The organism is Mesorhizobium sp. M4B.F.Ca.ET.203.01.1.1 (assembly GCF_004791025.1).
In the GTDB taxonomy this organism is placed as follows: domain Bacteria; phylum Pseudomonadota; class Alphaproteobacteria; order Rhizobiales; family Rhizobiaceae; genus Mesorhizobium; species Mesorhizobium abyssinicae.
Window position 1 is genome coordinate 657,496 of the sequence record NZ_SRUO01000002.1, and the last position, 23,298, is coordinate 680,793.

The 23,298-nt window shown below is 65.3% G+C and carries 17 protein-coding genes, 1 tRNA gene and 2 pseudogenes; 7 read left to right on the forward strand and 13 right to left on the reverse strand.

The genetic code is table 11. The features are described from left to right. Positions 1-104 precede the first annotated feature (104 nt). Positions 105-713 carry a YqgE/AlgH family protein gene (locus EN846_RS06470; RefSeq protein WP_127282495.1) on the forward strand — a complete coding sequence of 203 codons (609 nt, stop codon included), beginning with the start codon at positions 105-107 and terminating at the stop codon, positions 711-713. Here the strand turns inward: EN846_RS06470 and EN846_RS06475 are convergent, their stop codons facing one another. The 4 genes from EN846_RS06475 to thrC are packed head-to-tail and all read right to left on the reverse strand — an operon-like array spanning position 714 to position 6,922. Beyond that, on the reverse strand, positions 714-3,602 hold the full coding sequence (locus EN846_RS06475; protein WP_128346056.1) for an EAL domain-containing protein: 2,889 nt from the start codon (positions 3,600-3,602) through the stop codon (positions 714-716). It lies immediately after the preceding gene. A gap of 3 nt (positions 3,603-3,605) precedes the next feature. Continuing rightward, the gene (locus EN846_RS06480; RefSeq protein ID WP_127282493.1) at positions 3,606-4,202 is read right to left on the reverse strand and encodes a GNAT family protein; all 597 of its coding nucleotides are present in this window, start codon (positions 4,200-4,202) and stop codon (positions 3,606-3,608) included. A gap of 15 nt (positions 4,203-4,217) precedes the next feature. Then, on the reverse strand, positions 4,218-5,510 hold the full coding sequence (locus EN846_RS06485) for a pitrilysin family protein (RefSeq protein WP_127282492.1): 1,293 nt from the start codon (positions 5,508-5,510) through the stop codon (positions 4,218-4,220). Positions 5,511-5,524: 14 nt separating this feature from the next. Then, positions 5,525-6,922: a threonine synthase gene (gene thrC, locus EN846_RS06490; protein WP_127392248.1), complete on the reverse strand. Its 1,398-nt coding sequence runs from the start codon at positions 6,920-6,922 to the stop codon at positions 5,525-5,527. Between the two features lie 128 nt (positions 6,923-7,050). Here thrC and EN846_RS06495 point away from each other — a divergent pair, with 128 nt between their 5' ends. Further along, positions 7,051-7,773, forward strand: coding sequence for a hypothetical protein (locus tag EN846_RS06495; RefSeq protein WP_127392249.1), 723 nt, complete (start codon positions 7,051-7,053; stop codon positions 7,771-7,773). A 20-nt stretch (positions 7,774-7,793) separates the two neighbouring features. Here EN846_RS06495 and EN846_RS06500 read toward each other — a convergent pair whose 3' ends face one another. After that, positions 7,794-8,483 (reverse strand): HAD family phosphatase, encoded by a 690-nt coding sequence (locus EN846_RS06500; protein ID WP_127392250.1) that lies wholly within the window; start codon positions 8,481-8,483, stop codon positions 7,794-7,796. A 185-nt stretch (positions 8,484-8,668) separates the two neighbouring features. Here EN846_RS06500 and EN846_RS06505 point away from each other — a divergent pair, with 185 nt between their 5' ends. Beyond that, positions 8,669-9,802 (forward strand): site-specific DNA-methyltransferase, encoded by a 1,134-nt coding sequence (locus EN846_RS06505; protein WP_127392251.1) that lies wholly within the window; start codon positions 8,669-8,671, stop codon positions 9,800-9,802. A gap of 56 nt (positions 9,803-9,858) precedes the next feature. On the opposite strand, the gene EN846_RS06510 is transcribed toward EN846_RS06505, so the two are convergent. Then, the gene (locus tag EN846_RS06510; RefSeq protein WP_127392252.1) at positions 9,859-10,470 is read right to left on the reverse strand and encodes an HAD family phosphatase; all 612 of its coding nucleotides are present in this window, start codon (positions 10,468-10,470) and stop codon (positions 9,859-9,861) included. Positions 10,471-10,555: 85 nt separating this feature from the next. Continuing rightward, the gene (gene mutY, locus EN846_RS06515; RefSeq protein WP_127392253.1) at positions 10,556-11,674 is read right to left on the reverse strand and encodes an A/G-specific adenine glycosylase; all 1,119 of its coding nucleotides are present in this window, start codon (positions 11,672-11,674) and stop codon (positions 10,556-10,558) included. A gap of 33 nt (positions 11,675-11,707) precedes the next feature. On the opposite strand from mutY, the gene EN846_RS06520 reads away from it, so the two are divergent. The 3 genes from EN846_RS06520 (at position 11,708) to smc (ending at position 16,600) form a co-directional block, all read left to right on the forward strand. Beyond that, complete coding sequence (locus tag EN846_RS06520; protein WP_127392254.1) at positions 11,708-12,208, forward strand: DUF721 domain-containing protein; 501 nt, start codon at positions 11,708-11,710, stop codon at positions 12,206-12,208. 141 nt (positions 12,209-12,349) lie between these two features. After that, positions 12,350-13,078, forward strand: a complete 729-nt coding sequence (locus EN846_RS06525; RefSeq protein WP_127284006.1) for a DsbA family protein — start codon at positions 12,350-12,352, stop codon at positions 13,076-13,078. A 63-nt stretch (positions 13,079-13,141) separates the two neighbouring features. Further along, positions 13,142-16,600, forward strand: a complete 3,459-nt coding sequence (gene smc, locus EN846_RS06530; RefSeq protein ID WP_135859958.1) for a chromosome segregation protein SMC — start codon at positions 13,142-13,144, stop codon at positions 16,598-16,600. Between the two features lie 97 nt (positions 16,601-16,697). On the opposite strand, the gene EN846_RS06535 is transcribed toward smc, so the two are convergent. Continuing rightward, a complete protein-coding gene (locus tag EN846_RS06535; RefSeq protein WP_127284008.1) occupies positions 16,698-17,822 on the reverse strand; it encodes an NAD(P)/FAD-dependent oxidoreductase in 1,125 nt (374 codons plus the stop codon). Positions 17,823-18,095: 273 nt separating this feature from the next. On the opposite strand from EN846_RS06535, the gene EN846_RS06540 reads away from it, so the two are divergent. Continuing rightward, a complete protein-coding gene (locus EN846_RS06540) occupies positions 18,096-19,472 on the forward strand; it encodes an aspartate aminotransferase family protein (RefSeq protein ID WP_127284009.1) in 1,377 nt (458 codons plus the stop codon). A 49-nt stretch (positions 19,473-19,521) separates the two neighbouring features. On the opposite strand, the gene EN846_RS06545 is transcribed toward EN846_RS06540, so the two are convergent. The 5 genes and pseudogenes from EN846_RS06545 to EN846_RS06565 all read right to left on the reverse strand — a co-directional run bounded on the left by EN846_RS06545 (position 19,522) and on the right by EN846_RS06565 (position 23,265). Then, positions 19,522-19,596 (reverse strand) — tRNA-Gln (locus tag EN846_RS06545). 159 nt (positions 19,597-19,755) lie between these two features. Then, entirely contained in the window at positions 19,756-20,100 is a 345-nt protein-coding gene (locus EN846_RS06550) for a VOC family protein (protein ID WP_127284010.1), read from the reverse strand. Positions 20,101-20,201: 101 nt separating this feature from the next. Then, a pseudogene (locus tag EN846_RS06555) lies at positions 20,202-20,348 on the reverse strand (GDP-mannose 4,6-dehydratase); the annotation flags it as partial. An 87-nt stretch (positions 20,349-20,435) separates the two neighbouring features. After that, positions 20,436-21,838 (reverse strand): annotated as a pseudogene (locus tag EN846_RS36510) (mannose-1-phosphate guanylyltransferase/mannose-6-phosphate isomerase). Beyond that, positions 21,835-23,265, reverse strand: a complete 1,431-nt coding sequence (locus EN846_RS06565) for a phosphomannomutase (RefSeq protein ID WP_127284016.1) — start codon at positions 23,263-23,265, stop codon at positions 21,835-21,837. The pseudogene EN846_RS36510 and the gene EN846_RS06565 overlap by 4 nt, the downstream one beginning before the upstream one ends. Positions 23,266-23,298 lie beyond the last annotated feature (33 nt).

Sequence of the window (23,298 nt, forward strand, 5' to 3'; positions counted from 1 at the left end):
GCGCGTGCCAAAAAGCGCGCGGCGCAATCGGCAGCGGCACGCCGGCCGCAAATCGCGCGCGGCGCATCTTTCCGACGCCCGGGAAACGCGTTACCCTCCCATCCATGGACTTGTTGCGCCACAAGAAGACGGCCGCCGGACGCGGCTTTCTCGACGATCAGTTCCTGATTGCCATGCCCGGCATGAAGGACGACCGCTTCACGCGCTCCGTCATCTACATCTGCGCCCACAGCGACGAGGGCGCGATGGGCCTGATCATCAACCAGACGCAGCAGATGCTGTTTCCGGACCTCCTGGTGCAGCTCGGCATCATGAACGAGCAGGAGGCGATCCGCCTGCCGGCGCATGCGCGCGATTTCGTCGTGCGCAACGGCGGGCCGGTGGACCGCAGCCGCGGCTTCGTCCTGCATTCCGGCGACTACCGGGTGGAATCCTCGCTCAGCGTTTCCGACGACATCTGCCTGACCGCCACCGTCGACATATTGCGCGCCATCTCGTCCGGCCGCGGTCCCCGCCATGCGCTGATGGCGCTCGGCTATTCCGGCTGGGGCGCAGGCCAGCTCGAAAGCGAGATCGCCGAGAATGGCTGGCTGACCTGCCCGGCGACGCCGGAACTTCTGTTCGACGCCGACATCGAGCGCAAATACGACCGCATCCTCGCCTCGATCGGCATCGATCTCGCGCATCTCAGCCTGGCCGCCGGCCACGCCTGATCAGGCCTGCGTCAGCGGATACTGTTCCTTCAGCGTCTTCAGCACCTGGTCGCCGGGCATCGGCGCGCCGAACATGAAGCTCTGCACATATTCGCAGCCCATCTGGCGCAACTCCAGCGCATCGCTTTCGTCCGAGATGCCTTCCGCCACGACGGACAGGCCAAGCTCGTGCGCCATATTGACCATGGACTTGAGCAGCACGGCGCGTTTCGGCGTCGCGTCGTCGACGAAGCTCTTGTCGATCTTGATCGTGTCGAAGGGGAAGCGCGTCAGATAGGACAGCGACGAATAGCCGGTGCCGAAATCGTCGAGCGACAGCCCGATGCCGAGCTGCTTCAGCTTGGTCAGCACATGCGAGGTCTGCTCGGGGTTGTCCATCACCAGCGATTCGGTGAGCTCGAGGCGGAAGCAGCGCGGCTTCAGATTGGCGCGCGCGATGACCGAGCGCACGTCGCTGACCAGGTCGCGGCGGATCAGCTGGCGGCTGGAGAGGTTGACCGAAACCGACAGCGGCGCGTCGCCGATCTGCTTCTGCCAGGTCGCCAGGTCCTCGGCCGCCTGCTGCATGGCGAACAGGCCGAGCTGCACGATCAGCCCGCAATTCTCGGCGACGGGAATGAAATCCGCCGGCGGGATCATGCCGCGGCGCGGATGGTCCCACCTGAGCAGCGCCTCGAAGCCGGCGACGCTGCCGTCCTCCAGCCGCACGATCGGCTGGTAGGCGAGGGTGAACTCACGCCGTTCGATGGCGCGGCGCAGGTCGGATTCGAACTGCAGCCGGTCGGTGCCGACGGTGCGGAAGGCCGGCCGGAACGGTTCGATCCTGTCGCCGCCGAAGCGCTTGGCCTGGTGCATGGCAAGCTCGGCGTCCTTGACCATGTCCTCGGACGAGGTCTGCGCCGTCGTCCAGGTGATCAGCCCGATCGAGGCGGTCAGCACGATCTCGCGCTTGGCGAAGGTGATCGGGTTGTTGATTGCATGCTTGATGGCGTCCGCCACCGCGGCGATGCGGGCCGGATCCTGTTCCGACAGCAGCATCAGCGCGAACTGGTCGCCGGCAAAGCGCGACAGCGAATCCTTCGGCTTCAAGAGCCGGTGCAGACGGCGCGCGATGGTGAGCAGGATGGTGTCGCCGGCCGAGATGCCGAGGCCGTCATTGACCTGCTTGAAGCGGTCGATGTCGATGACGAAGACGGTCGGGCGCACCTTGTCTTCGGTGCGGGCGATCGAGATGATCGCCTCCAGCCGGTTCATGAACAGTTCGCGGTTCGGCAGGCCGGTCAGATTGTCGTGCACGGCATCGTGCAGCAGCCGTTCCTCGGATTTCTTCTGCTCGGTGACGTCGACCATGGTGCCGACGCAGCGGATCACCTCGCCGTCCGAGCCGATCACCGGGCGGGCGCGCAGCGCGAACCAGTGATAGTGGCCGTCGGCGCCGCGCAGGCGGAAATTCTGCGCCACCCGGCCGCGACGGTGCTCCAGCACAACGTCGAGCGTGGTGCGGAAGGTGTCGCGGTCGTCGGCGTGCAGTACCGGCAGCCAGTTGCGGGCCGCCCCGCCTAGGCTGTTGGGGGCAAGGCCAAGCTGCAGGCTGACATCCGGCTTGGTGACGACGCGGTCGCGCAGCACGTCCCAGTCCCAGACGATGTCGCCCGATCCGGCGACGGCGAGCGCCTGCCGTTCGAGATCGGAGAACAGGCCCTGATGGGCGCCACCGCCGGCGAAGGCGTGCTGCATGACGGTGAAGCCGATCAGAAGGATGATCAGGATCAGGCCGCCGCCCAGCGCTGGCTGGGCGATATCGTTGTCGAGCATGCCGGTGATCGCCATCCACGACCCGCATAGCCACAGCAAGACCATAACCCAACTCGGCACCAGCATGATCGCACGGTCATAGCCACGAATGCCGAGGAAGATGATCAGGCCGAGCCCGGTCAGCGCGGTTGCCGCGAACGAGATGCGGGCAATGCCGGCCGCCACCGCAGGATCGATGATGGCGACGCCGGCGATCAAGAGCAGGCCGAGGATCCAGACCAGCGCGCCGTAGCTGAAATGGCCGTGCCAGCGGTTGAGGTTGAGATAGGCGAACAGGAACACAACGAAGGTCGCCGCCAGCGCCACCTCCGTTCCGGCGCGCCACATCTGTTCATTGCCGGGCGATATCTCGATGATCTTGTTGAGGAAGCCGAAATCGACGCAGATATAGGCAAGCACCGCCCAGGCAAGCGCGGCCGTCGCCGGGAACATCGAGGTGCCCTTGACGACGAACAGGATGGTCAGGAACAGCGCCAGCAGGCCGGCGATGCCGATGACGATGCCGCGGAACAGCGTGTAGGAATTGACCGAGTCCTTGTAGGATTCCGGATCCCAGAGGTAGACCTGCGGCAGTTTCGGCGAGGCAAGCTCGGCGACAAAGGTGACCACAGTGCCGGGGTTCAGCGTCACCCGGAAGACGTCGGCATCGGGGCTGGTCTGGCGGTCGAGCGCGAAGCCTTCGCTGGGCGTGATCGCGGCGATACGTGTCGCGCCGAGATCGGGCCAGAAGATGCCGGAATTCACCAGCCGGAAATGCGGCGCCACGATCAGCCGGTCGAGTTGCTGGTCGGTGGTGTTGGCGAGCGCGAACACGGCCCAGTCGCCACTCGATCGCGAATCCTTCGCTTCCACCTCGATGCGCCTTACGATGCCGTCGGGGCCGGGGGCTGTCGAGACCTGGAAATTCTCGCCCTGATTCGGGTACAGATCGAAGGCGCGCGAGAGATCGAGCGCCACGTCGTCGCGGGCGATCTTGATCGGCTCGACGGCGAACGCCGGCGAGGCTGCGCAGAGCGCAACGACCATCGCCAGGACAAGGGCGAGCAGCGACGCGAATCGCAAAAAATTCGTCAACTATCAGCCCTTCGTTCCAGCGCCCGGCGGATCGTCCGCGATCCGGGCGTAGAGGTAATGATCCTGCCAGATACCATTGATCCTGAGGTAGGATCGCAGAAGTCCTTCGCGCCGGAATCCGGCTTTTTCAAGCACGCGGATCGACCGGGCGTTGTCGGGAATACAGGCCGCTTCGATCCGGTGCAACCTCAGCGTATCGAAGGCGAAGCGCGACACCAGCTTGACCGCCTCAGTCATCAGACCGCGGCCGCCATAGCGCTCGCCGATCCAGTAGCCGATATGGCCGCTTTGCGCGACGCCATGGCGGATGTTGCCGAGGGTGATGCCGCCGGCGAGCTTGCCGCTCGACTTCTCGAAGATGAAGAAGGCGATCGCGGTGCCTTGCGCGTAATCCTCGCGATAGCGGCTGATGCGCAGCCGCCATGCCGTGCGGTCGAGCTCATCCGGCGTCCAGCGCGGCTCCCACGGCTCCAGGAACGCGCGGCTTTCACCGCGCAGCGTCGACCAATCGCGATAGTCGTTGGTCAGCGGCACGCGCAGCGTGACCTTGTCGCCCTTCAGTGCCGGCAGGTCGCGGCGAAAGAAAGGGAGCGCGAACATGGCGCTTGAGCAGGACTAGACGGCGAGCTTGCGGGCCGTCGTCTGCGGACCCGAAAGCGAATCGAGAATCGCCTCATAGGGCGCCAGCGTCCCCACGGGTCCGACGGCGGTGAGCGTCGGCTTGGTCGAAAACAACCGCGACGAGAGATCGGTGAGCCGCTCGGTGGTGAGCGCCGCCAGCCGTTCCATCAGCTCTTCCTTGGCGATCGGCCGGCCGAACAGAAGCAACTGCCTGGCGATCTGCGAGGCGCGGCTGGCCGGGCTTTCGGCCGACATGATCAAACCGGCGCGGTATTGCGCGCGCGCCCGGTCGAGCTCCTCCTGCAGGATGTTCTCGCCGGCCTTCTGCAATTCGTCAATGATGACCGGCACCAGCTTGGCGATATCGCTCTGCCCGGTCGCGGCGTGCACGCCGAATATGCCGGTGTCGGAAAAGCCCCAGTGGAACGCGTAGACCGAGTAGCACAGGCCGCGTTTCTCGCGCACCTCCTGGAACAGCCTCGACGACATGCCGCCGCCAAGGATCATCGACAGCACCTGCGAGGCGTAGAAATCGCGCACATGATAGGCGCGGCCCTCGAAGCCGAGCACGATCTGCGCGTCCATCAGGTCGCGATCCTCGCGGAAGTCGCCGCCGACATATTGCGCGTATTGCGGAATGCTGCTCTCGGCCTTGGCGCGGAAGCCGCCGAGCCGCTTCTCCACCTCGCGCACGAAATTGTCGTGCTTGATGTCGCCGGCGGCCACGACCACCATGCGCTCGGCGCCGTACTGGCGCTCGATGAAATTGTGCAGCTGCTTGGAGGTGAAGGATTTGACCGTTTCCGGGGTGCCGAGGATCGAGCGGCCGATCGTCTGGTGGCGGAAGGCGGTTTCGGTGAAGCGATCGAAGACGATATCGTCGGGCGTGTCGTGCGCGGCGCCGATTTCCTGCAGGATCACATGCTGTTCGCGCTCGAGTTCTTCAGGGTCGAATTCGGACTCCTGCAGGATGTCTGCCAGGATGTCGACCGCCAGCGGCACGTCGTCGGAGAGCACCCTGGCGTAATAGGAGGTGGTCTCGACGCTGGTGGCGGCGTTGATCTCGCCGCCGACATTCTCGATTTCCGAGGCGATCTCGAAGGCGGTGCGCCTTTTCGTGCCCTTGAAGGCCATATGCTCGAGCAAATGGGCCATTCCGTGCTCTTCCTCACGCTCATTGCGTGCGCCCGACTTGACCCAGGCACCGAGGGCAACGGATTCGAGGCTTGGAAGGGTTTCGGTTGCGACTGTCAGGCCGTTCGACAGACGGCTTACCTCAACACCCATATGGCAAGTACTCCTTAACGCGCCGCCCGCGTGTGGCGTCCGACGTAATCTTCCACCATTTTCAGGTCGGAGGGAAGTACCGTGTATTTTTCGTCGGCTGTCATCAATGCGCCCAGCCATGCCGGCAGGGCCGGCGTGATGCCGCTGGCGGCCTCGACCGCGGCCGGGAACTTGGCTGGATGCGCGGTGCCCAGCACCACCATGGGGACTGCGCCATCGACCTTGCCGGCGGCAACGTGCACGGCCGCCGCCGTGTGCGGGTCGAGCAGATAGTTGCTCGCCGCGAGCGTCGAACGGATGGTGGCGGCGACCTCGTCGACGCTTGAGCGGCCGGCGTCGAATTCGGCGCGGATCTTCGCGATTTCGCCCGCCTCGATGGTGAAGGCGCCGGACTGCTTCAGCCCGTTCATGTAGCGCCGCACGGTCTCGGCATCGCGGTCGGCCGCCTCGAACAGCAGGCGCTCGAAGTTCGACGACACCTGGATGTCCATCGACGGCGAGGTCGTGGCGAACACGCCCTTGGTGTGGTATTCGCCGCTCGCCAGCGTGCGCGCCAATATGTCGTTGTCATTGGTGGCGATGATCAGCCGATCGATCGGCAATCCCATTCTTTTCGCGGCATAACCGGCGAAGATATCGCCGAAATTGCCGGTCGGCACGGTGAACGACACCGGCCGGTCGGGCGCGCCGAGCGACAGCGCCGAGGAGAAATAATAGACGATCTGGGCCATGATGCGTGCCCAGTTGATCGAATTGACGCCCGACAACGAAACCCGGTCGCGAAAACCGTGGTCGTTGAACATGTCCTTCACCAGGCCCTGGCAATCGTCGAAATTGCCTTCGATCGAGAGTGCATGCACGTTCGCCGCGCTTGACGTCGTCATCTGCCGCTGCTGCACCGGCGAGACCTTGCCGTGCGGGAAAAGGATGAAGATGTCGGTGCGGTCGCGGCCGGCGAAAGCATCGATCGCGGCGCCGCCGGTGTCGCCGGAGGTGGCGCCGACGATTGTGGCGCGCTGACCGCGCTCGGCCAGCACATGGTCCATCAGTCGCGCCAGCAGTTGCATGGCGACGTCCTTGAAGGCGAGCGTCGGGCCGTGGAAGAGTTCGAGCACGAAAGTGTTCGCCCCGGTCTGCACCAGCGGGCAGACGGCCTCGTGGCGGAAGGTGGCATAGGCCTCGCGCACCAGCCGCTCGAAGACGGGCGCCGCGATCTCGCCGCCCAGGAACGGCGTCAGCACGCGAATGGCAAGGTCGGGATAGGCGAGTCCGCGCATGGCGCGGATGTCGGCGGCGGAAAACTGCGGCCATTCGCGCGGCACATAGAGCCCGCCGTCGCGGGCCAGCCCGGCCAGCACCGCGTCGGAAAATCCAAGCACGGGCGCGTCCCCGCGGGTACTCACATATTGCATCGTCACAAGTCCATTGCAGCCGGCGGGTTCATCCACCGCCAATTGGTTAATTTTCCGAGCCGGCTCAGTCGCATTTTCGCCGCGCCGTTGATATACGTCACCAGCTTTGCGAGAGGGAAGTGGAGTTCATGGCGTTTCATTCGGTCAACCGTCGTTTTGTCGCGGGTCTGGCGCTTGCCGGCTTTATGCTTGCCGCCGCCGGCTGCCAATCGAGCGACAATGGCATACTGAGCTTTGGTCTGGGCAAGAAGGACACCCAGGCGCCGCCGCCGCCGCAGGACCCCAAGGTGCTTGCCAGCCAGTTGGAGGCCTATTGCCCGAAAGTAACGCTGCGCGACGGCACCGCCTACTTCAACACCTATGCCAAGGGCGGCGCCAAGCCCAGGAAGAAGGCCGACGCCGCGCAGGACGCCGAGGCCGCCGCCGCCCAGACCGCGCCTGATGGCACCATTGTCGATCCCGATCGCGATCCCGCCAAGGTCATCTATCAGGCCTCGATCACCGACGTGACCCGCGATTGCATGCGCGCCAACGGCCAGCTGTCGATGAAGATAGCGGTGGCCGGCAAGGTCGTGCCTGGGCCGATGTTCGCGCCCGGCACCATCACCATGCCGATTCGCGTCGCGGTGATGCACGGCACCGATGTGCTCTACTCGCAGATCCACCAGTACCAGGTCCAGGTCTCCGACCCGTCGGCCGCGACGCAGTTCGTCTTCACCGACCAGAACGTCCTGGTGCCGGAACCGACCGCCAAGGACTACCAGGCCTTTGCCGGATATGACGAAAACACGCCGAAAGCCGCGACCGACAAGGGCAAGCGGAAGAAAAAGGCCGCTCCGGCGACAAACTGAGGTGGGCTGGGGCGGACGCTTCAAGCGTCCGCCGACCATTCCGACAGCGCGGCAATCACGCTTTTCAACTCGGCCCAGCGGCGGATGACCGTCTCCGCGCCGGCTTCGGTCAGCGCGTCGGCGTGGCCGGGATAGCTGTGCGCGGCGCCGGTGAAGCCGATGACGCGCATGCCGGCCGTCCTGGCGCCGGTGACGCCATGCACCGAGTCCTCGATGACGAAGGTATTTTTCGGATCGGCGTTGAGCCTTTCGGCGGCGTAAAGGAACACGTCCGGAGCCGGCTTGGTCTTTTTGCTGGGGATGTCGAGCCCCGAAAAGATGCGGCCGGCGAAGAACGGCAGTAGCCCCACCTTCTCCAGCATGAACTCGACCCGCTCCGTGCGCGAATTCGAGCAGACGCAGCGCCGCACCGTCACCGCCGCGACCGCCTCGCGCGCGCCGTCGATGGCGCGCACGTCGCTGCGCAGCTTGCGGTCGACCAGCTCTTCGGCGCGGCCGATCAGCGAGGCCTGGAACGGGATGGCCGATTTCTCCTCGACCCGCATCATGATGTCCTTGAAGGTCAGTCCGGCATAGGTCTCGGCCAGTTCCTCGGCCGAGATCTCATACCCGGCCGAGGTCAGGAGCTCGGCCTCGATGCGCGCGGCGATGATTTCGGAATCGACGAGCACGCCGTCGCAATCGAAGATGACAAGGTCTGGCTGGGGCATGGCAATCCGGAACGCGGGAGAAAGCTGGCCTGATACGGCTCAGGCGGCGCGGCATACACCAAGCGGCCGGGCTTCGCAAATTCACGGCAGGTCTCGACCGGGGCAGTCCCGCCCTTCACCGAATATTTACGCTGATCGGTAACCATAACGGACAGTAAACAGTAACGCGTGCCTTGGGTGTAAAAATGTCAGCCGTGCGTCTTCTCGACGAGCTCTCCCGCGCTCCCCAGCAATCCGAATGGCTGAACACCATCCTCAAGGGCGACTGCATCGCGGCCCTCGAGCGGCTGCCCGAAAAGTCCATCGACGTCATTTTCGCCGATCCGCCCTATAACCTGCAGCTCGATGGCGACCTGCACCGGCCCGACCAGTCCAAGGTCGATGCCGTCGACGACGACTGGGACCAGTTCGAGAGTTTCGAGGCCTATGACGCCTTCACCCGCGCCTGGCTGCTGGCGGCGCGGCGCGTGCTAAAGCCGAACGGCACCATCTGGGTCATCGGCTCCTATCACAACATCTTCAGGGTCGGCGCCAAGATGCAGGATCTCGGCTTCTGGATCCTCAATGACGTCGTCTGGCGCAAGACCAACCCGATGCCGAACTTCCGCGGCCGCCGCTTCCAGAACGCGCATGAGACGATGATCTGGGCCTCGCGCGACCAGAAGGCCAAGGGCTACACCTTCAACTACGAGGCGCTGAAAGCCTCGAACGACGACGTCCAGATGCGCTCCGACTGGCTGTTCCCGATATGCACCGGCCAGGAGCGGCTGAAGAACGACAATGGCGACAAGCTGCATCCAACGCAGAAGCCGGAAGCATTGCTCGCCCGCATCATGATGGCCTCGACCAAGCCGGGTGACGTCGTGCTCGATCCCTTCTTCGGATCCGGCACCACCGGCGCGGTGGCAAAGCGCCTCGGCCGCCACTTCGTCGGCATCGAGCGCGAGCAGGCCTATATCGACGCCGCCAATGAGCGCATCGACGCGGTGCGGCCGCTGGAAGGCGCCGACCTGACCGTATTGTCCGGCAAGCGCGCCGAGCCGCGCGTCGCCTTCATCAGCCTGATCGACACCGGACTGATGCAGCCCGGCGCCACCCTCTACGACGCCAAGAAGCGCTGGGCGGCCAAGGTGCGCGCCGACGGCACGGTGGCGATCGGTGACAGCGCCGGCTCGATCCACAAGATCGGCGCCGAGGTGCAGGGGCTGGACGCCTGCAACGGCTGGACCTTCTGGCATTATGAGCGTAGCGGCGGCCTCACCCCGATCGACGAGCTGCGCCGCATCGCCCGCCTCGGCATGGAGCGGGCAGGGGCCTGAGATCCCGCTGTTAAAGTTGAATCAGAACTTCAGCGGATCGTCCGAAGCGATTCAAATCAGGCCCTGATCCCGTAACGCTCGAGGTCCGCCTTGAGCGTTACGGCGTCGGTGAACAGCACCGACTGCCAGCCGGCCGCCCTGGCGCCGTCGACATTCTTCTGGCTGTCATCGATGAACAGCGTCGCGGACGGTTCGAGGCCGAACGCGGCGACATGATGATCGTAGATGGCGCGATCCGGCTTGATCTGCCGGATGTCGGCCGAAACGGTCACGCCGCGCGGACGGTTGAGGAAGCCGAAACGCTGCCGGGCTTCGGCAAGCGTATCCGAGGCAAAGTTGGTCAGCATGGTGACATCGTGGCCGGCCTCGATCAGGCCGATCATGATGGCGACGCTGTCGTCATAGGCATGCGGCACCATCTCGTGCCAATGCCGGCGGAAATTGCGAATATTCTCCGCATGGCCCGGGTATTCGCCGATCAGCAGCGCTTCGGCCTCTGCCCATGTCCGGCCGCGGTCCTGCTCGAGGTTCCAGTCATGCGTGCAGACATTGTCGAAGAACCATTTCCGCTCCTCGGCATCGGGGATCAGGCGGCTGAAGGGAAGGTCCGGATCGTAGTGGATCAGCACCCTGCCGATGTCGAACACGATGTGGCGGATTTCGGTCATGCCTGTCCTTTCAATGCGGGCGCTGCCTTAGCGCATGTCACCCAAAAGTGCAGCGGTTTGGGATAGCGTGTCGCGCGTGACCCGGTCACACGCGACGCGCTTTGGTCGCGCCCGGTATCGCTGCCTCGATTACCTTTTTCATGACGGTGGGCAGCGCCTCCCCGGAAATCTCATGGGCCAGCGACCAGAAATGCCCTTCCGGCGCATCACCTTTCATGTGGGCATGAAAGACTTCGAGTTCGAGCGCGAAATGGGTGAAGACATGCGCGATCCGGCCGGCGCGTCGCCAGTCAGCCGCAAACGGCGCCCCAGCCTCCGTGGTCGCGCCGTCCACCCTTGCGCTCCACGCCGTCGTCGGCACTTCGGTCATGCCGCCGAGCAGGCCCTTTTCCGGGCGCTTGCGAAGCAGGATGGCGCCATCCCTGCGCTGGGCCACGAAGGCCGCACCCCGCCTGAGCGGCTTGTCGTCCTTGGGCCGGCGGACGGGGAAACGCTCGGGATCGCCCGAGACAATGGCGCTGCAATCCGCGCGCAGCGGGCACAGCATGCAGCGCGGCCGCCGCGGCGTGCAGATCGTGGCGCCGAGATCCATCATCGCCTGGGCGAAATCGCCCGGCCGCCTTGCCGGAACCATCCGCTCGACCAGCGCGCGGATTTCTGGCTTGGCCTCCGTGAGCGGCGTCGCGATCGAATTCAGCCTGGACACGACCCGCTCGACATTGCCGTCGACGACGGCCGCCGGCCGGTCGAAGGCGATGGCCGAGATCGCCGCCGCCGTGTAGGTGCCGATCCCCGGCAACTCCCTGAGGCCGGCCTCCGTGTCCGGAAAGCGGCCGCCGCGCTGAGCGACAAGATCGGCGCAGGCCTTGAGGTTGCGCGCCCGCGAATAGTAGCCGAGCCCGGCCCAGGCTTTCATGACGTCCTCGGCGGGCGCCGCCGCCAGCGCCCGGACGTCAGGCCATTTTTCGAGGAAGGCGCGAAAATAGGCTTTGACCGCTTCGACCGTGGTCTGCTGCAGCATCACTTCCGACAGCCAAACCCGGTAGGGATCGGGGTTGGCTCCCTCCGCCAGCGCCTTGGGCGCGACGCGCCACGGCAGGTCGCGGTGATGCGCGTCGTACCAGTCAAGCAGGCGGGAGGCGACTGAAACGGCTTCGCTGCTTTCGCCGGATGCGGCCTTGCGGGTCTGGTCGTGCGATGCCATTGATCGGGTGAGCTCGGGGATTGGAGAACGCACATGGCAGGGAAAAGGCCCTACGGCAATCCCGTCCCGGTGAGCGATCTCGCAACCGAGATCCTCGATCCGGTGCTGAAGAAGCGGGCCGGCATCTCGATCGGGCTGGTGCAGTCCTGGGAGGAGATCGCCGGGCCCCGGCTAGCCGGCCGCTCGCGCCCGGAAAAGATCCAGTGGCCGCGCCGCCTGCATGAGGACGATCCGTTCGAGCCGGCGCTGCTGATCATCGCGTGCGAGGGCATGGCGGCGCTCCACCTGCAGCACGAGGCAGGCGAAATCATCAATCGCGTCAATGCTTTCCTCGGCTTCAACGCCATTGGCCGCATCAAGATCGTGCAGAAGCCGGTGCTGTCCGAAAAGGCCCGGCCGAAACCGGCGCCGAGACCGCTCAACGACGCCGAGAAGGCGAAGCTTTCGCGAACCGTGGGCAAGATCGAGGACGATGGCCTGCGCGCCTCGCTGGAGCGCCTCGGCGCGACAATTCTGGGGCAGAAAAGACCATAGGATTGTCGCTAATCTCGCGTATTCGTGAACGCACGCCAAAATTTGGCGATTGGAATGGGGACGGCGATGCCTTAATTCGCGCCAACTCTCGCCTTTTCTAGCCTTTGCATTGCAAAATCCAACCGATATCAGGTGATTCGCATGAACCGTCCTTTGTCTCGCAGAAACCTTCTGACCTCGCTGGCCGCCATTCCGGCGGTGGCTCTCATCGCCGCATGCAGCGACTCGGGCGAGGACGCAAAGGCCGCCGATGTGAAGCCCGCCAACCCGTCGACGCCCGCCAAGCCGGCAACGCCGGCGGCCGCAAAGGTGCCGGAAGCGCAGGGCACGGTCGACATGGCGCAGCTGCTGAAGCCGGGCGCGCTGCCCGAAAAGCAGCTTGGCAAGGACGACGCCAAGGTCACCATCGTCGAATATGCCTCGATGACTTGCCCGCATTGCGCGCACTTCAACGAAACCACCTTCCCTGAGTTGAAGACCAAATACATCGACAGCGGCAAGGTGCGCTACATCCTGCGTGAATTTCCCTTCGACCCGAGCGCCGAGGCCGGCTTCATGCTGGCGCGTTGCGCCAAGGATAACTATTTCCCGATGGTCGACGTGCTGTTCAAGCAGCAGCCCAGCTGGGTCGGCGTCAACAACACCAAGGAAGCACTGCTGCAGATCTCCAAGCTCGCTGGTTTTACACAGGAGTCCTTTGAGGCCTGCTTGACGGACCAGAAACTTCTGGACGATGTGAGAGCAGTCCAGAAACGCGGCGCGGACGAGTTCAAGGTCGACTCGACGCCGACCTTCTTCATCAATGGAAAGACCTACAAAGGGGCGATGTCGATTGAGGAAATGTCGGCCATCATCGACCCTCTGCTCTGACGTCCAGGCCGCGCCGAAGCGGCCCGGCTTCGGCGCGCGCGCCTGTAGTGTGGGGCGGCGCGAATGAAATTTTCGCGCCTTCGCCTCCTCGGTTTCAAGTCCTTCGTCGAGCCCGGCGAGTTCGTCATCGAACGCGGGCTTACCGGCATTGTCGGGCCGAACGGCTGCGGCAAGTCGAACCTTGTCGAGGCGCTGCGCTGGGTGATGGGCGAAAGCTCCTACAAGAACATGCGCGCGTCCGGCATGGACGACGTCATCTTTTCCGGCTCGGGCACGCGGCCGGCCCGCAATACCGCCGAAGTCACGCTTTTCCTCGACAACACCGACCGTACCGCGCCTGCAGCCTTCAACGACGCCGATGAATTGCAGGTGTCGCGCCGCATCGAGCGCGAGGCGGGCTCGCTCTATCGCATCAACGGCAAGGAAGCCCGCGCCAAGGACGTGCAGCTTCTGTTCGCCGACCAGTCGACCGGCGCGCGCTCGCCCTCGATGGTCGGGCAAGGCCGCATCGGCGAACTGATCCAGGCCAAGCCCCAGGCGCGTCGGGCGCTGCTCGAAGAGGCGGCCGGCATTTCCGGCCTGCACACGCGCCGCCACGAGGCCGAGCTCAGGTTGAAGGCCGCCGAGCAGAACCTCGAACGGCTGGATGACGTCGTCGGCGAGCTGGAGAGCCAGATCGACAGCCTGAAGCGCCAGGCGCGCCAGGCCTCGCGCTTCAAGAACCTGTCGGCCGATATCCGCAAGGCCGAGGCGACGCTTCTGCATCTGCGCTGGACGCTGGCCAAGACCCAGGAAGGCGAGGCGCGTTCCGCGCTGGCCGCCGCGACGACGCTGGTCGGCGATCGCGCCGCCGCGCAGATGGCCGCCGCGAGAGAGCAAGGCATCGGCGCCCACCGGCTGCCGGACCTGCGCGACGCCGAGGCTGCCGCGGCCGCCGCCTTCCAGCGCCTGTCGATCGCCAAGACACAGATCGAGGAAGAGGCCGGCCGCATCCGCTCCCGCCAGGCCGAGCTTGAGCGCCGGCTGCAGCAGCTCGACGGCGACATCGCCCGCGAGGAGCGCATGGTGCGCGACAATGCGGACATCCTCGAGCGCCTTCGCACCGAGGAAGCCTCGCTCAACTCCGAGAACGCCGGTGCCGCCGAGCGCGAGGCCACCACCCGGGCCGCCTTCGAACAGGCCGGCGCGACGCTCGCGCAGAGCGAGGCAAAGCTAGCCGCGCTGACCGCGGAGCGAGCCGAAGCCGCCGCCTCGCGCCATCAGATCGAGCGCACTTTGCGCGAGACCGCCGAACGTCGCGACCGCTTCGCCCGCCAGCTCGCAGAGGTCGACCGCGAGCTGTCCGACATCGTCGCCCGCATTTCCGGCCTGCCCGATCCGGCCGAGAAGCGGCTGCTGGTCGAGGATGCCGCGGCGCGGCTGGAAGAGAGCGAGGCCGGCGCCATTGCGGCCGAGCAGGCGGTCGCCGAGGCGCGTGGCGCCGAAAGCGCCGCCCGTCCGCCGCTACAGGACGCCAAGGCTGAGTTGCAGCGCATCGAGACCGAAGCCCGCACCCTTTCCAAGATTCTGAATGCCGCCAGTGGCGATCTTTTCCCCTCCGTGCTGGAGCAGCTCAGCGTCGAGCGCGGCTACGAGACGGCCCTTGGCGCCGCTCTCGGTGAAGATCTCGACGTGCCGCTCGACCGCAGCGCCCCCGTGCATTGGGGCGAGAGCGCCGTCCAGCCGGGCGACGCCGCGCTGCCCGAAGGCGTGAAGAGCCTTGCCAGCGTGGTGCGAGCGCCCTCCCAGCTTGCCCGCCGGCTGGCGCAGATCGGCATTGTCGAGGCCGCCGACGGCCGTCGTCTGCAGGCGCTGCTCGCGCCAGGCCAGCGGCTGGTCAGCCGCGACGGCGCGCTGTGGCGCTGGGACGGCTTGACCGCCAGCGCCGACGCGCCGACCGCCGCCGCGCAGCGGCTGGCGCAGAAGAACCGGCTGGCCGAGCTCGACGCCGAGGCGGTGCAGGCCACCCGCGTCCTGCGCGAGGCCGAGGCAGCCCTTGCCCAGGCCGAACAGGCGCTGCGCCAGGCAAGCGAAGAAGAGCGCAATGCCCGCCAGGCCGGCCGCGACGCCCAGCATGGGTTGGATGCCGCCCGCAACGCGCTTGCCGAGGCCGAGAAGGCCGGCGGCGAGCTGGTAAGCCGGCGTGCCGCGCTCGACGAAGCCCGCGCCCGCGTCGTCGACAGCCATGAGGAAACCCAGGCGGCTTTCGTGGAAGCCGAGATGCTGCTGCAGGACGCGCCCGATCTCGGCGACCTGCAGCTGCAGCTCGAACAGTCCTCGGCCAATGTCTCGCGCGATCGCGCCACCCTCGCCGACGCGCGCGCCGTCCATGAGGGCTTGCGGCGCGAGGCCGAGGCCCGCACCCGCCGCCTCGAAGCGATCGGCGCCGAGCGCCGCAACTGGCTGGAGCGGGCCGAGAACGCCTCGACGCAGATCGCCGCTCTTGGCGAGCGCAGGGCGGAAGCCGAGGCCGAGCGCGAGCGGCTGGCCGACGCTCCGGACGAGATCGACGCCAAGCGCCGCGCGCTGCTGTCGCAATTGACCGAGGCGGAGACTCTGCGCCAGGCGGCGGCCGACCGTTTGCAGGAAGCGGAGAACCGGCAGGCCGAGCTCGACAAGGCCGCGACCGCGGCGATTCAGTCGCTGGCCGAGGCGCGCGAAACCCGTGTCCGCGCCGAGGAGCGGCTGACGGCCGCCGATGAGCGGCGGCTGGAGGTCGAGGCGCGTATCCAGGAGACGCTGAACACGCCGCCGCACCTGGTCATCCGCCACACCGGTCTGGAAGCCGATGACCCGATGCCCGAAATGGCCGAGGTCGAGCGCCAACTCGACCGGTTGAAGGTCGAGCGCGAGCGGCTCGGCGCCGTCAACCTGCGCGCCGAGGAAGAGCAAAAGGAGCTGTCCGACCGGCTGGAGACCATCGTTTCCGAGCGCGAGGACATCATCGAGGCGATCCGCAAATTGCGGCAGGCGATCCAGAGCCTCAACCGGGAAGGGCGCGAGCGGCTGCTGTCGGCCTTCGAGGTGGTCAACGGCCATTTCCAGCGCCTGTTCTCGCATCTGTTCGGCGGCGGCACCGCCGAATTGCAGCTGATCGAATCCGAGGATCCGCTGGAAGCCGGGCTCGAAATCCTTGCCCGCCCGCCGGGCAAGAAGCCGCAGACCATGACGCTGCTCTCCGGCGGCGAGCAGGCGCTGACGGCGATGTCGCTGATCTTCGCCGTGTTCCTCACCAATCCGGCGCCGATCTGCGTGCTCGACGAGGTCGACGCGCCGCTCGACGACCATAATGTCGAGCGCTTCTGCAATCTCATGGACGAGATGTCCCGCACCACAGAGACGCGCTTCGTCATCATCACCCACAACCCGATCACCATGGCCCGCATGGACCGGCTGTTCGGCGTCACCATGGCTGAGCAGGGCGTCAGCCAGTTGGTCTCGGTCGACCTGCAGGCGGCCGAAGCCATGCGCGAGGCGAGCTGAATCGCGCCAGCAACGCGCGGGCTTGCTCCGGGGTGTTGGCGAGGTCCTTAGTGGCCCGCTTGGCTGACTGTCGAGGTGCTTGTAATTGGGCTGTGCATCAGCGCGCCCTTGGTCCCAGAATACGCGCGACATGCTCCGCGATCGCCAGGCTGGACGTCAGTCCGGGGCTTTCGATGCCGAACAGATTGACCAGGCCTTCGATGCGATGGGTTGCCGGATCCTGGATGACGAAGTCGCTGTTGGCCTCGCCGGGTCCGGAGAGCTTTGGGCGAATGCCGCTATAGGCCGCCTGCAGGCTGCCGTCGGCGAGCTCCGGCCAGTATTTGCGGATGGCATCATAGAAGCGCTCGCCGCGCGCAGGGTCGACGCGGTAGTCGAGCCTGTCCGTCCATTCGACATCCGGCCCGAAGCGCGCCGTGCCGGCGAGGTCGAGCGTCAGATGGACGCCGAGCCCGCCGGGTTCGGGCACGGGATAGACAAGCCGCGAGAACGGCGCGCGCCCGGCCACCGAAAAATAATTGCCCTTGGCGTAGCGAAGCGTGGGCAGGAACTGCCGGTCGAACCCGTCGAGCGAGGCGGCAAGCGCCACCGCGCCGAGACCGGCTGCGTTGATCAGGTGTGAGGCGGCGATCTCGAAACGCTCGCCGCTTGCGCTGTCCATCGTCTCGAGGACGATGCCGCCGCCGGCGCCGATCCGACCGGAAACGATGCGCGTGTTGAGCGACAGCATGGCGCCGTTCTCTTCGGCCTCGCCGAGCAGGGCGAGCATCAAAGCGTGGCTGTCGATGATGCCAGTGGAGGGCGACAGCAATGCCTTGGTGCAATGCAGCGCCGGCTCCAGCGTTTGCGCCTCGGCTGCGGAGAGAAACCGCAGGTCGTCAACGCCGCAAGCGGCGGCATTGGCGCGAATGGAGGCAAGCACCGGCTCCTGTGCCTCGTCGGTTGCGACGATGAGCTTGCCGCAGCGCCGGTGCGGGATCGACCGCTCCGCGCAGTAGCGGTACAGAAGCTCGCGCCCGTCAACGCAGTACCGCGCCTTCAGTGACCCCCTTGGGTAGTATATGCCGGCGTGGATGACCTCCGAATTTCGCGAGCTCGTCTCGGTGCCGATGGCGTCGGCGGCTTCGAGGATCAGCGTGTCGAGGCCTTGTGCGGCCATGGTGCGCGCAACCGCCAGGCCGATGACGCCGGCGCCGGCGACGATGCAATCGACCTGTTCCATGCCCCCGTCCATTTTGGTTGCGCAAGCGGCGCCTCACAGCCTTCAAGGATCATAGGCTTGTTGTCCAGTGCCGGCGATCATGCGCCTGGCCGCGGCATTGGGGTGGTGCGAAGCAGCGTTGGGAACTGCATGGCGCTATCGATCATGACAGAGCGGCTCTTGCGGCCGCCTGCCGCCATGATGCATCAAGCCTCTCAAATGCGAGGCGGAACCTTGGACTTCTCATCACAGAGACGGTCTGTTTGGCCCGCACGCCTGCAGACAGGAGCCAGCATGGACGCCCAACCCAATTCCCCTGAAGCCCGCGACATCCGCTACCACCTGCATGCCTACACCAATGCCCGCAAGCATCAGGAAACGGGTCCGCTGGTCATCGAAAAGGGCGACGGCATCTATGTCGAGGACATTGCCGGCAACCGCTATATCGAGGCGATGGCAGGGCTGTGGAGCGTTGCGGTCGGCTTCTCGGAAAAGCGCCTGGTCGAGGCCGCGACCCGGCAGATGTCGAAGCTGCCTTTCTATCATGACTTCGGATCGAAAGCGCATTCGCCGCTGATCGACCTGGCCGAGAAGCTGGTGCAGATGGCGCCGGTGCCGATGAGCAAGGCCTATTTCACCAATTCCGGCTCCGAGGCCAACGATACGGCGCTCAAGATGATCTGGTACCGCTCGAACGCGCTCGGTCAGCCGGCGCGCAAGAAGATCATCAGCCGCAAGCGCGGCTACCACGGCGTCACCATAGCCGCGGCAAGCCTGACCGGGCTGCCGAACAACCATCTCTCCTTCGACCTGCCGATCGCCAATGTGCTGCACATATCGACGCCGCACCATTGGCGCGACGCCAGGCCGGGCGAGAGCGAGGAGCAGTTCTCGAGCCGTCTTGCCGACGAGTTGGAGAGCCTGATCCTTGCCGAGGGACCGGAGACCATTGCCGCCTTCTTCGGCGAGCCAATCATGGGCGCCGGCGGCGTCGTCGTACCGCCTGCCTTCTATTGGGAGAAGGTCCAGGCCGTGCTGTCGAAATACGACATCCTGCTCGTTGCCGACGAGGTCATCTGCGGCTTCGGCCGGACCGGCGAGATGTTCGGCTCGCAGGCCTTCGGCATCAAGCCCGACATCATGGTCCTGTCGAAGCAGATTTCGTCCTCATACCTGCCGATCTCGGCCCTGCTCATCAACGACAAGGTGTTCGAGCCGATAGCCGACGAAAGCAATCGCATCGGCACCTTCGGTCACGGCTTCACCGGTGGCGGCCATCCGGTCGCGGCAGCGGTCGCGCTTGAGAATGTGAAGCTGATCGAGGAGCGCGACCTTGTCGGCAATGCGCGCAGGGTCGGCGCGCATTTGCAGGCGCGGCTGCGCAAGCTCGCCTCGCATCCGCTGGTCGGCGAGGTGCGCGGCGTTGGTCTGATCGCCGCCGTCGAGCTGGTCGCCGACAAGGCGAGCAAGGCGCCATGGGGCAAGCCTGCCGCTCTCGGTGCGCTGGTCAACGGGTTGCTGCAGCAGAATGGCGTCATCTCGCGCAACATGGGCGACGCCATCGCCTTTTGCCCGCCGCTGATCATCACCGAGCCTCAGGTCGATACGCTGGTCGATGCGTTCGAGCGGTCGCTCGATGCCGCCCTGCCGCAAGTTCATGCGCAAGGCTGAAAACGGGCCGCTCAAAGCGACAAGTCGCTGATGTCTCGTGCTGTTGGTTTGGCTGGGGCGCCAGGATTCGAACCTGGGAATGTCGGTACCAAAAACCGATGCCTTACCACTTGGCGACGCCCCAACAGCCGCAACGTGCCGTTGCGCGCGGCCTTATAGGACGAGCCGGCGCAAAGCTCAATGCTCGGACAGGTCTCATCCAAGGTAATCTTGCCGCATGTTTCGCCGTCGACTGACCGGCGCGCCTGTCCGAGGGGCGGCCCGAGGACCGGTCAGTTTGCGTCTATTCGCCCCAGACGGCCAGCTCGTTGCCGGCCGGATCGGTGAAATGGAAGCGTCGTCCGCCTGGAAACGAGAAGATCGGCTTGACGATGGCGCCGCCGGCATTCTCGACCGCCGCAAGCGTTTCCTCCAGCGCCTCCGAATAGAGCACCGGCAGCGGCTTCGCGGCGGCTTCGCCGGCATCGGCCTGGAAACCACCGTCCAGCCCCTCGGCAAAGGCCGAATAGGTCGGCCCGTAGTCGGTGAAGGACCAGCCGAGCGCGGCGCTGTAGAAGGCTTTCACGCTATCCAGCGTGCCGCCGGTCGCCGGCAGTTCCAGATAGTCGAGCTTCCCGGTCAGTTTCATGGCGCAACTCCTTGCTATGTTCTTGTTATGTTCTATAACGCCGAGCTTCGTCCCGCAAGTCCGTCCGGGCAGTCGACGATCCTGACGTCTTTCTCGATGCCAAGCCATTTCAGGCGCGTCGTGTTGACGTCGGCCGTGCTCGATCGCCGCGCAAGTCCGTGGACCTAATACCCCTTTGCCAGCAGGAGTTCCGCCAGATAGGCGCCGTCCTGTCCGGTGATGCCGGTTATCAATGCTGTCTTTGTCATCAATGCTCTCGGTGTGTCTGATGTTTGCCCCGTCCCAGCCCCTGTGTGTGTAGTTTTTGCCCGCCAACCCTGCGAGCCAATGAATTGTCAGGTGCGACCGCATACGTCGTCGAACCGCACGATGTCATCCTCGCCGAGATAATCGCCGCTCTGGACTTCGATGATCACCAGGTCGATCTTGCCCGGGTTCTCGAGCCGATGCTTGTGGCCGCACGGGATGTAGGTCGACTGGTTGGTCGCCAGGAACAGCTCCTCGTCGCCATTGAAGATCTTTGCCGAGCCGCTGACCACGACCCAGTGCTCCGAGCGATGGTGGTGCATCTGCAGGCTCAACCGCCGGCCAGGCTTCACCTCGATGCGTTTTATCTTGAAGCGCTCGCCTTCCTCCAGAACCGTGTAGGTGCCCCACGGCCGGTGCACGGTGCTGTGAAGCAAATGCGCTTCATGTCCGGAAGCCTTGAGGGATTCGAACAGTTTCTTGACGTCCTGGACGCGGTCGCGGGCTGCCACCAGCAATGCGTCCGGGGAATCGACGATCACCAGGTCGCTGACGCCGACCGTGCCGATAAGGCGTTTGTCGGAGCTGACGTAGCTGCCCGCGGTGTCGACCATGCGAACGTCGCCGCGAATTCGATTGCCGCTCTGGTCGGGGGCGACCAGTTCGGCCATCGCGTTCCACGATCCGATGTCGTTCCATTCCATGTCGCAGGGAACGACGGCCAGGTTTTGCGCCTTTTCCATCACCGCATGGTCGAGTGAAATGCGCGGCGCCACGGCGAAATGCTCCGCCGAGAGTTCGATGTTCGCAAAGCCTTCGCCCCGGCTGATCCGCTGTCCTCATAGCTGGCGAGAACGGCCTCGATCACCGCGGGACAATGCTTGGCCATTTCTTCGAGCATGACCCGTGCTTGGAAACAGAAGATGCCGGCGTTCCAGGAAAAGCGCCCGGACGCGACATAGGCCCTGGCGGTCTCCAGATCCGGCTTCTCGACGAAGCGGGCGACCTTTTCGCCGTCCGCCTCGATATAGCCGAAGGCCGTGTCCGGTCTGGTTGGGTTTATCCCCAGCGTCGCGATGCGTCCTTGCCCGGCATGTTCGATGGCCCTGGCCATGGCCGCCACGTTTCCAATCATGTGGTCCGCAGGGAAAATGCACAGAATGGCCTCGGGGCCTTGCGTTGTCCTGACGTGGATCGCGGCCGCGACCACCGCGGCGGCGGTATCGCGCCCCTTCGGCTCGAGCAGGAAGGTGCGCTGCGCAACGACGGGGTCGAGTTCGTCGAAATCGTCCGTCGTCAGGAAGAGGTGCTCCCGCGACGTCACGGTGACAAGCTCGACGACGTCCTTGATCGAGGCGGCGCGCAAGGCGGTGTGCTGGATCAGCGAATGCCCGTCCGCCACCTTGAGGAAGGGTTTGGGGTGCGACTGCCGCGAGGCGGGCCACAGGCGCGAGCCGGCTCCGCCGCTGATGATGACCGGAACGACTTTCATGAGGCGACCTCTGGGCCGGTGGATGCGAATGCCCGCGCCTTCTCCAGCGTCAGCGCCACGATCGCAGTCGCCCTGTGATAGGTCGCGGCCTCCGAATAGCAGCGCAATTCCGGCGCATTTCCGGACGGCCGCAAATGGATGATCTCACCGCTATCCATCCGCGCCCTGAGGCCGTCGGTTTCATCGATTTCGGCGACGGTACCGAACGGGGCCAGGAACTGCTGCAGCGCATCCGGGCCAGCGAGCTCGGTCATCAATTTGCGCGAGCTCTCGAGCGGGAAGTTCTCGAGGCGCTCGCTGGCGCAGAATGGAAGGTGCCAAAGCTCGCGCAAGCGCGACAGTGGTCTTTTCGTAGATGCGACGGTGCCAAGCACGGCCAGGATCGGGAGGAGCGAGTCCCGCGTCGGCAACGCGGGCAACGTCTTTCCATTCAACTGGCAATTCGACCCCAGGAGAACGCCGCCATTGGCCTCGAAGCCGATGACGACCGTGCCATCGCGGTACGCCGCTTCCATGCCGGCGATGACGAAGGGGGACCCGACCTTCGTTCTCCTCACCTCGAAACCCAGGGCATCTGAAATGCCCGAATTGGAGGTCACGGGCGTCACCACCGTATCCGCCGCGACGAAAAGAGCCGTAACCAGCCCGATCAGGTCGCCCCGGAACAGATCACCGTTCCCGTCGGCGACAAGCGGGCGGTCGGCGTCGGCGTCCGTCGACACGATGGCGTCGAGCGCGAATTCGCGGGCCCAGCCCTTCAGCTTCGCAAGCGTGCCTGCATCCACGGCTTCGGTATCGACGGGCACGAAGGTTTGGCTCTTTCCGACAGGAACTGCCTCGGCGCCGAAAGACCGAAGGACCTGCACCAGCAATTCCGCCGCGACCGAACTGTGCTGGTAGACGCCGATTCTCATTCCGGATAGCGAATCCGGCCCCAAAATGCCGTTGGCGCGCTCTAGGTAGCCGGCAACGGCTTCATCGTGATGCGATGGCCAGGCCGTTTCGGCAGGCGCCGGCGGATCGTACACGTTTGACCTTTCGGCGACATACTGCGTTATCGCAGCCTCGTCCGCTTTGTCGATCTCGCCATTCGGGCGATAGAATTTGATGCCGTTGCGGTCGGCGGGAATATGGGAGCCGGTCACCATCAGGGCGGCCGCGCCATGCTTTTGGGCATAAAGGGCAAGGGCCGGGGTGGGGATGACGCCGCAATCGATCGGTTGGAATCCGCTCGCGGCCAGTGCCGCCATGCAATTGTCGGCAATCGCGGGGCTGCTGTCGCGCTTGTCGCGGCCGACAAAGACCGGGCCGCTCGACTGCAAGCCGCTTGAAGCCAGGCGCCAGGCGAACGCCGCGGTATAGAGTCCGCTGGGCTTCCCAACCAATTCCGAGGCCAAACCTCGGACGCCGCTCGACCCGAATTTCATCATTCGCTTTTTCTGTTTGGAAAGTTAGGCCGG

Bases quoted from the DNA above. Each gene is read 5' to 3' on its own strand.
- EN846_RS06470 (WP_127282495.1), top strand. From the start codon at position 105: ATGGACTTGTTGCGCCACAAGAAGACGGCCGCCGGACGCGGCTTTCTC.
- EN846_RS06480 (WP_127282493.1), bottom strand. From the start codon at position 4,202: ATGTTCGCGCTCCCTTTCTTTCGCCGCGACCTGCCGGCACTGAAGGGC.
- EN846_RS06485 (WP_127282492.1), bottom strand. From the start codon at position 5,510: ATGGGTGTTGAGGTAAGCCGTCTGTCGAACGGCCTGACAGTCGCAACC.
- thrC (WP_127392248.1), bottom strand. From the start codon at position 6,922: ATGCAATATGTGAGTACCCGCGGGGACGCGCCCGTGCTTGGATTTTCC.
- EN846_RS06495 (WP_127392249.1), top strand. From the start codon at position 7,051: ATGGCGTTTCATTCGGTCAACCGTCGTTTTGTCGCGGGTCTGGCGCTT.
- EN846_RS06500 (WP_127392250.1), bottom strand. From the start codon at position 8,483: ATGCCCCAGCCAGACCTTGTCATCTTCGATTGCGACGGCGTGCTCGTC.
- EN846_RS06505 (WP_127392251.1), top strand. From the start codon at position 8,669: ATGTCAGCCGTGCGTCTTCTCGACGAGCTCTCCCGCGCTCCCCAGCAA.
- EN846_RS06510 (WP_127392252.1), bottom strand. From the start codon at position 10,470: ATGACCGAAATCCGCCACATCGTGTTCGACATCGGCAGGGTGCTGATC.
- mutY (WP_127392253.1), bottom strand. From the start codon at position 11,674: ATGGCATCGCACGACCAGACCCGCAAGGCCGCATCCGGCGAAAGCAGC.
- EN846_RS06520 (WP_127392254.1), top strand. From the start codon at position 11,708: ATGGCAGGGAAAAGGCCCTACGGCAATCCCGTCCCGGTGAGCGATCTC.
- EN846_RS06525 (WP_127284006.1), top strand. From the start codon at position 12,350: ATGAACCGTCCTTTGTCTCGCAGAAACCTTCTGACCTCGCTGGCCGCC.
- smc (WP_135859958.1), top strand. From the start codon at position 13,142: ATGAAATTTTCGCGCCTTCGCCTCCTCGGTTTCAAGTCCTTCGTCGAG.
- EN846_RS06535 (WP_127284008.1), bottom strand. From the start codon at position 17,822: ATGGAACAGGTCGATTGCATCGTCGCCGGCGCCGGCGTCATCGGCCTG.
- EN846_RS06540 (WP_127284009.1), top strand. From the start codon at position 18,096: ATGGACGCCCAACCCAATTCCCCTGAAGCCCGCGACATCCGCTACCAC.
- EN846_RS06550 (WP_127284010.1), bottom strand. From the start codon at position 20,100: ATGAAACTGACCGGGAAGCTCGACTATCTGGAACTGCCGGCGACCGGC.
- EN846_RS06565 (WP_127284016.1), bottom strand. From the start codon at position 23,265: ATGAAATTCGGGTCGAGCGGCGTCCGAGGTTTGGCCTCGGAATTGGTT.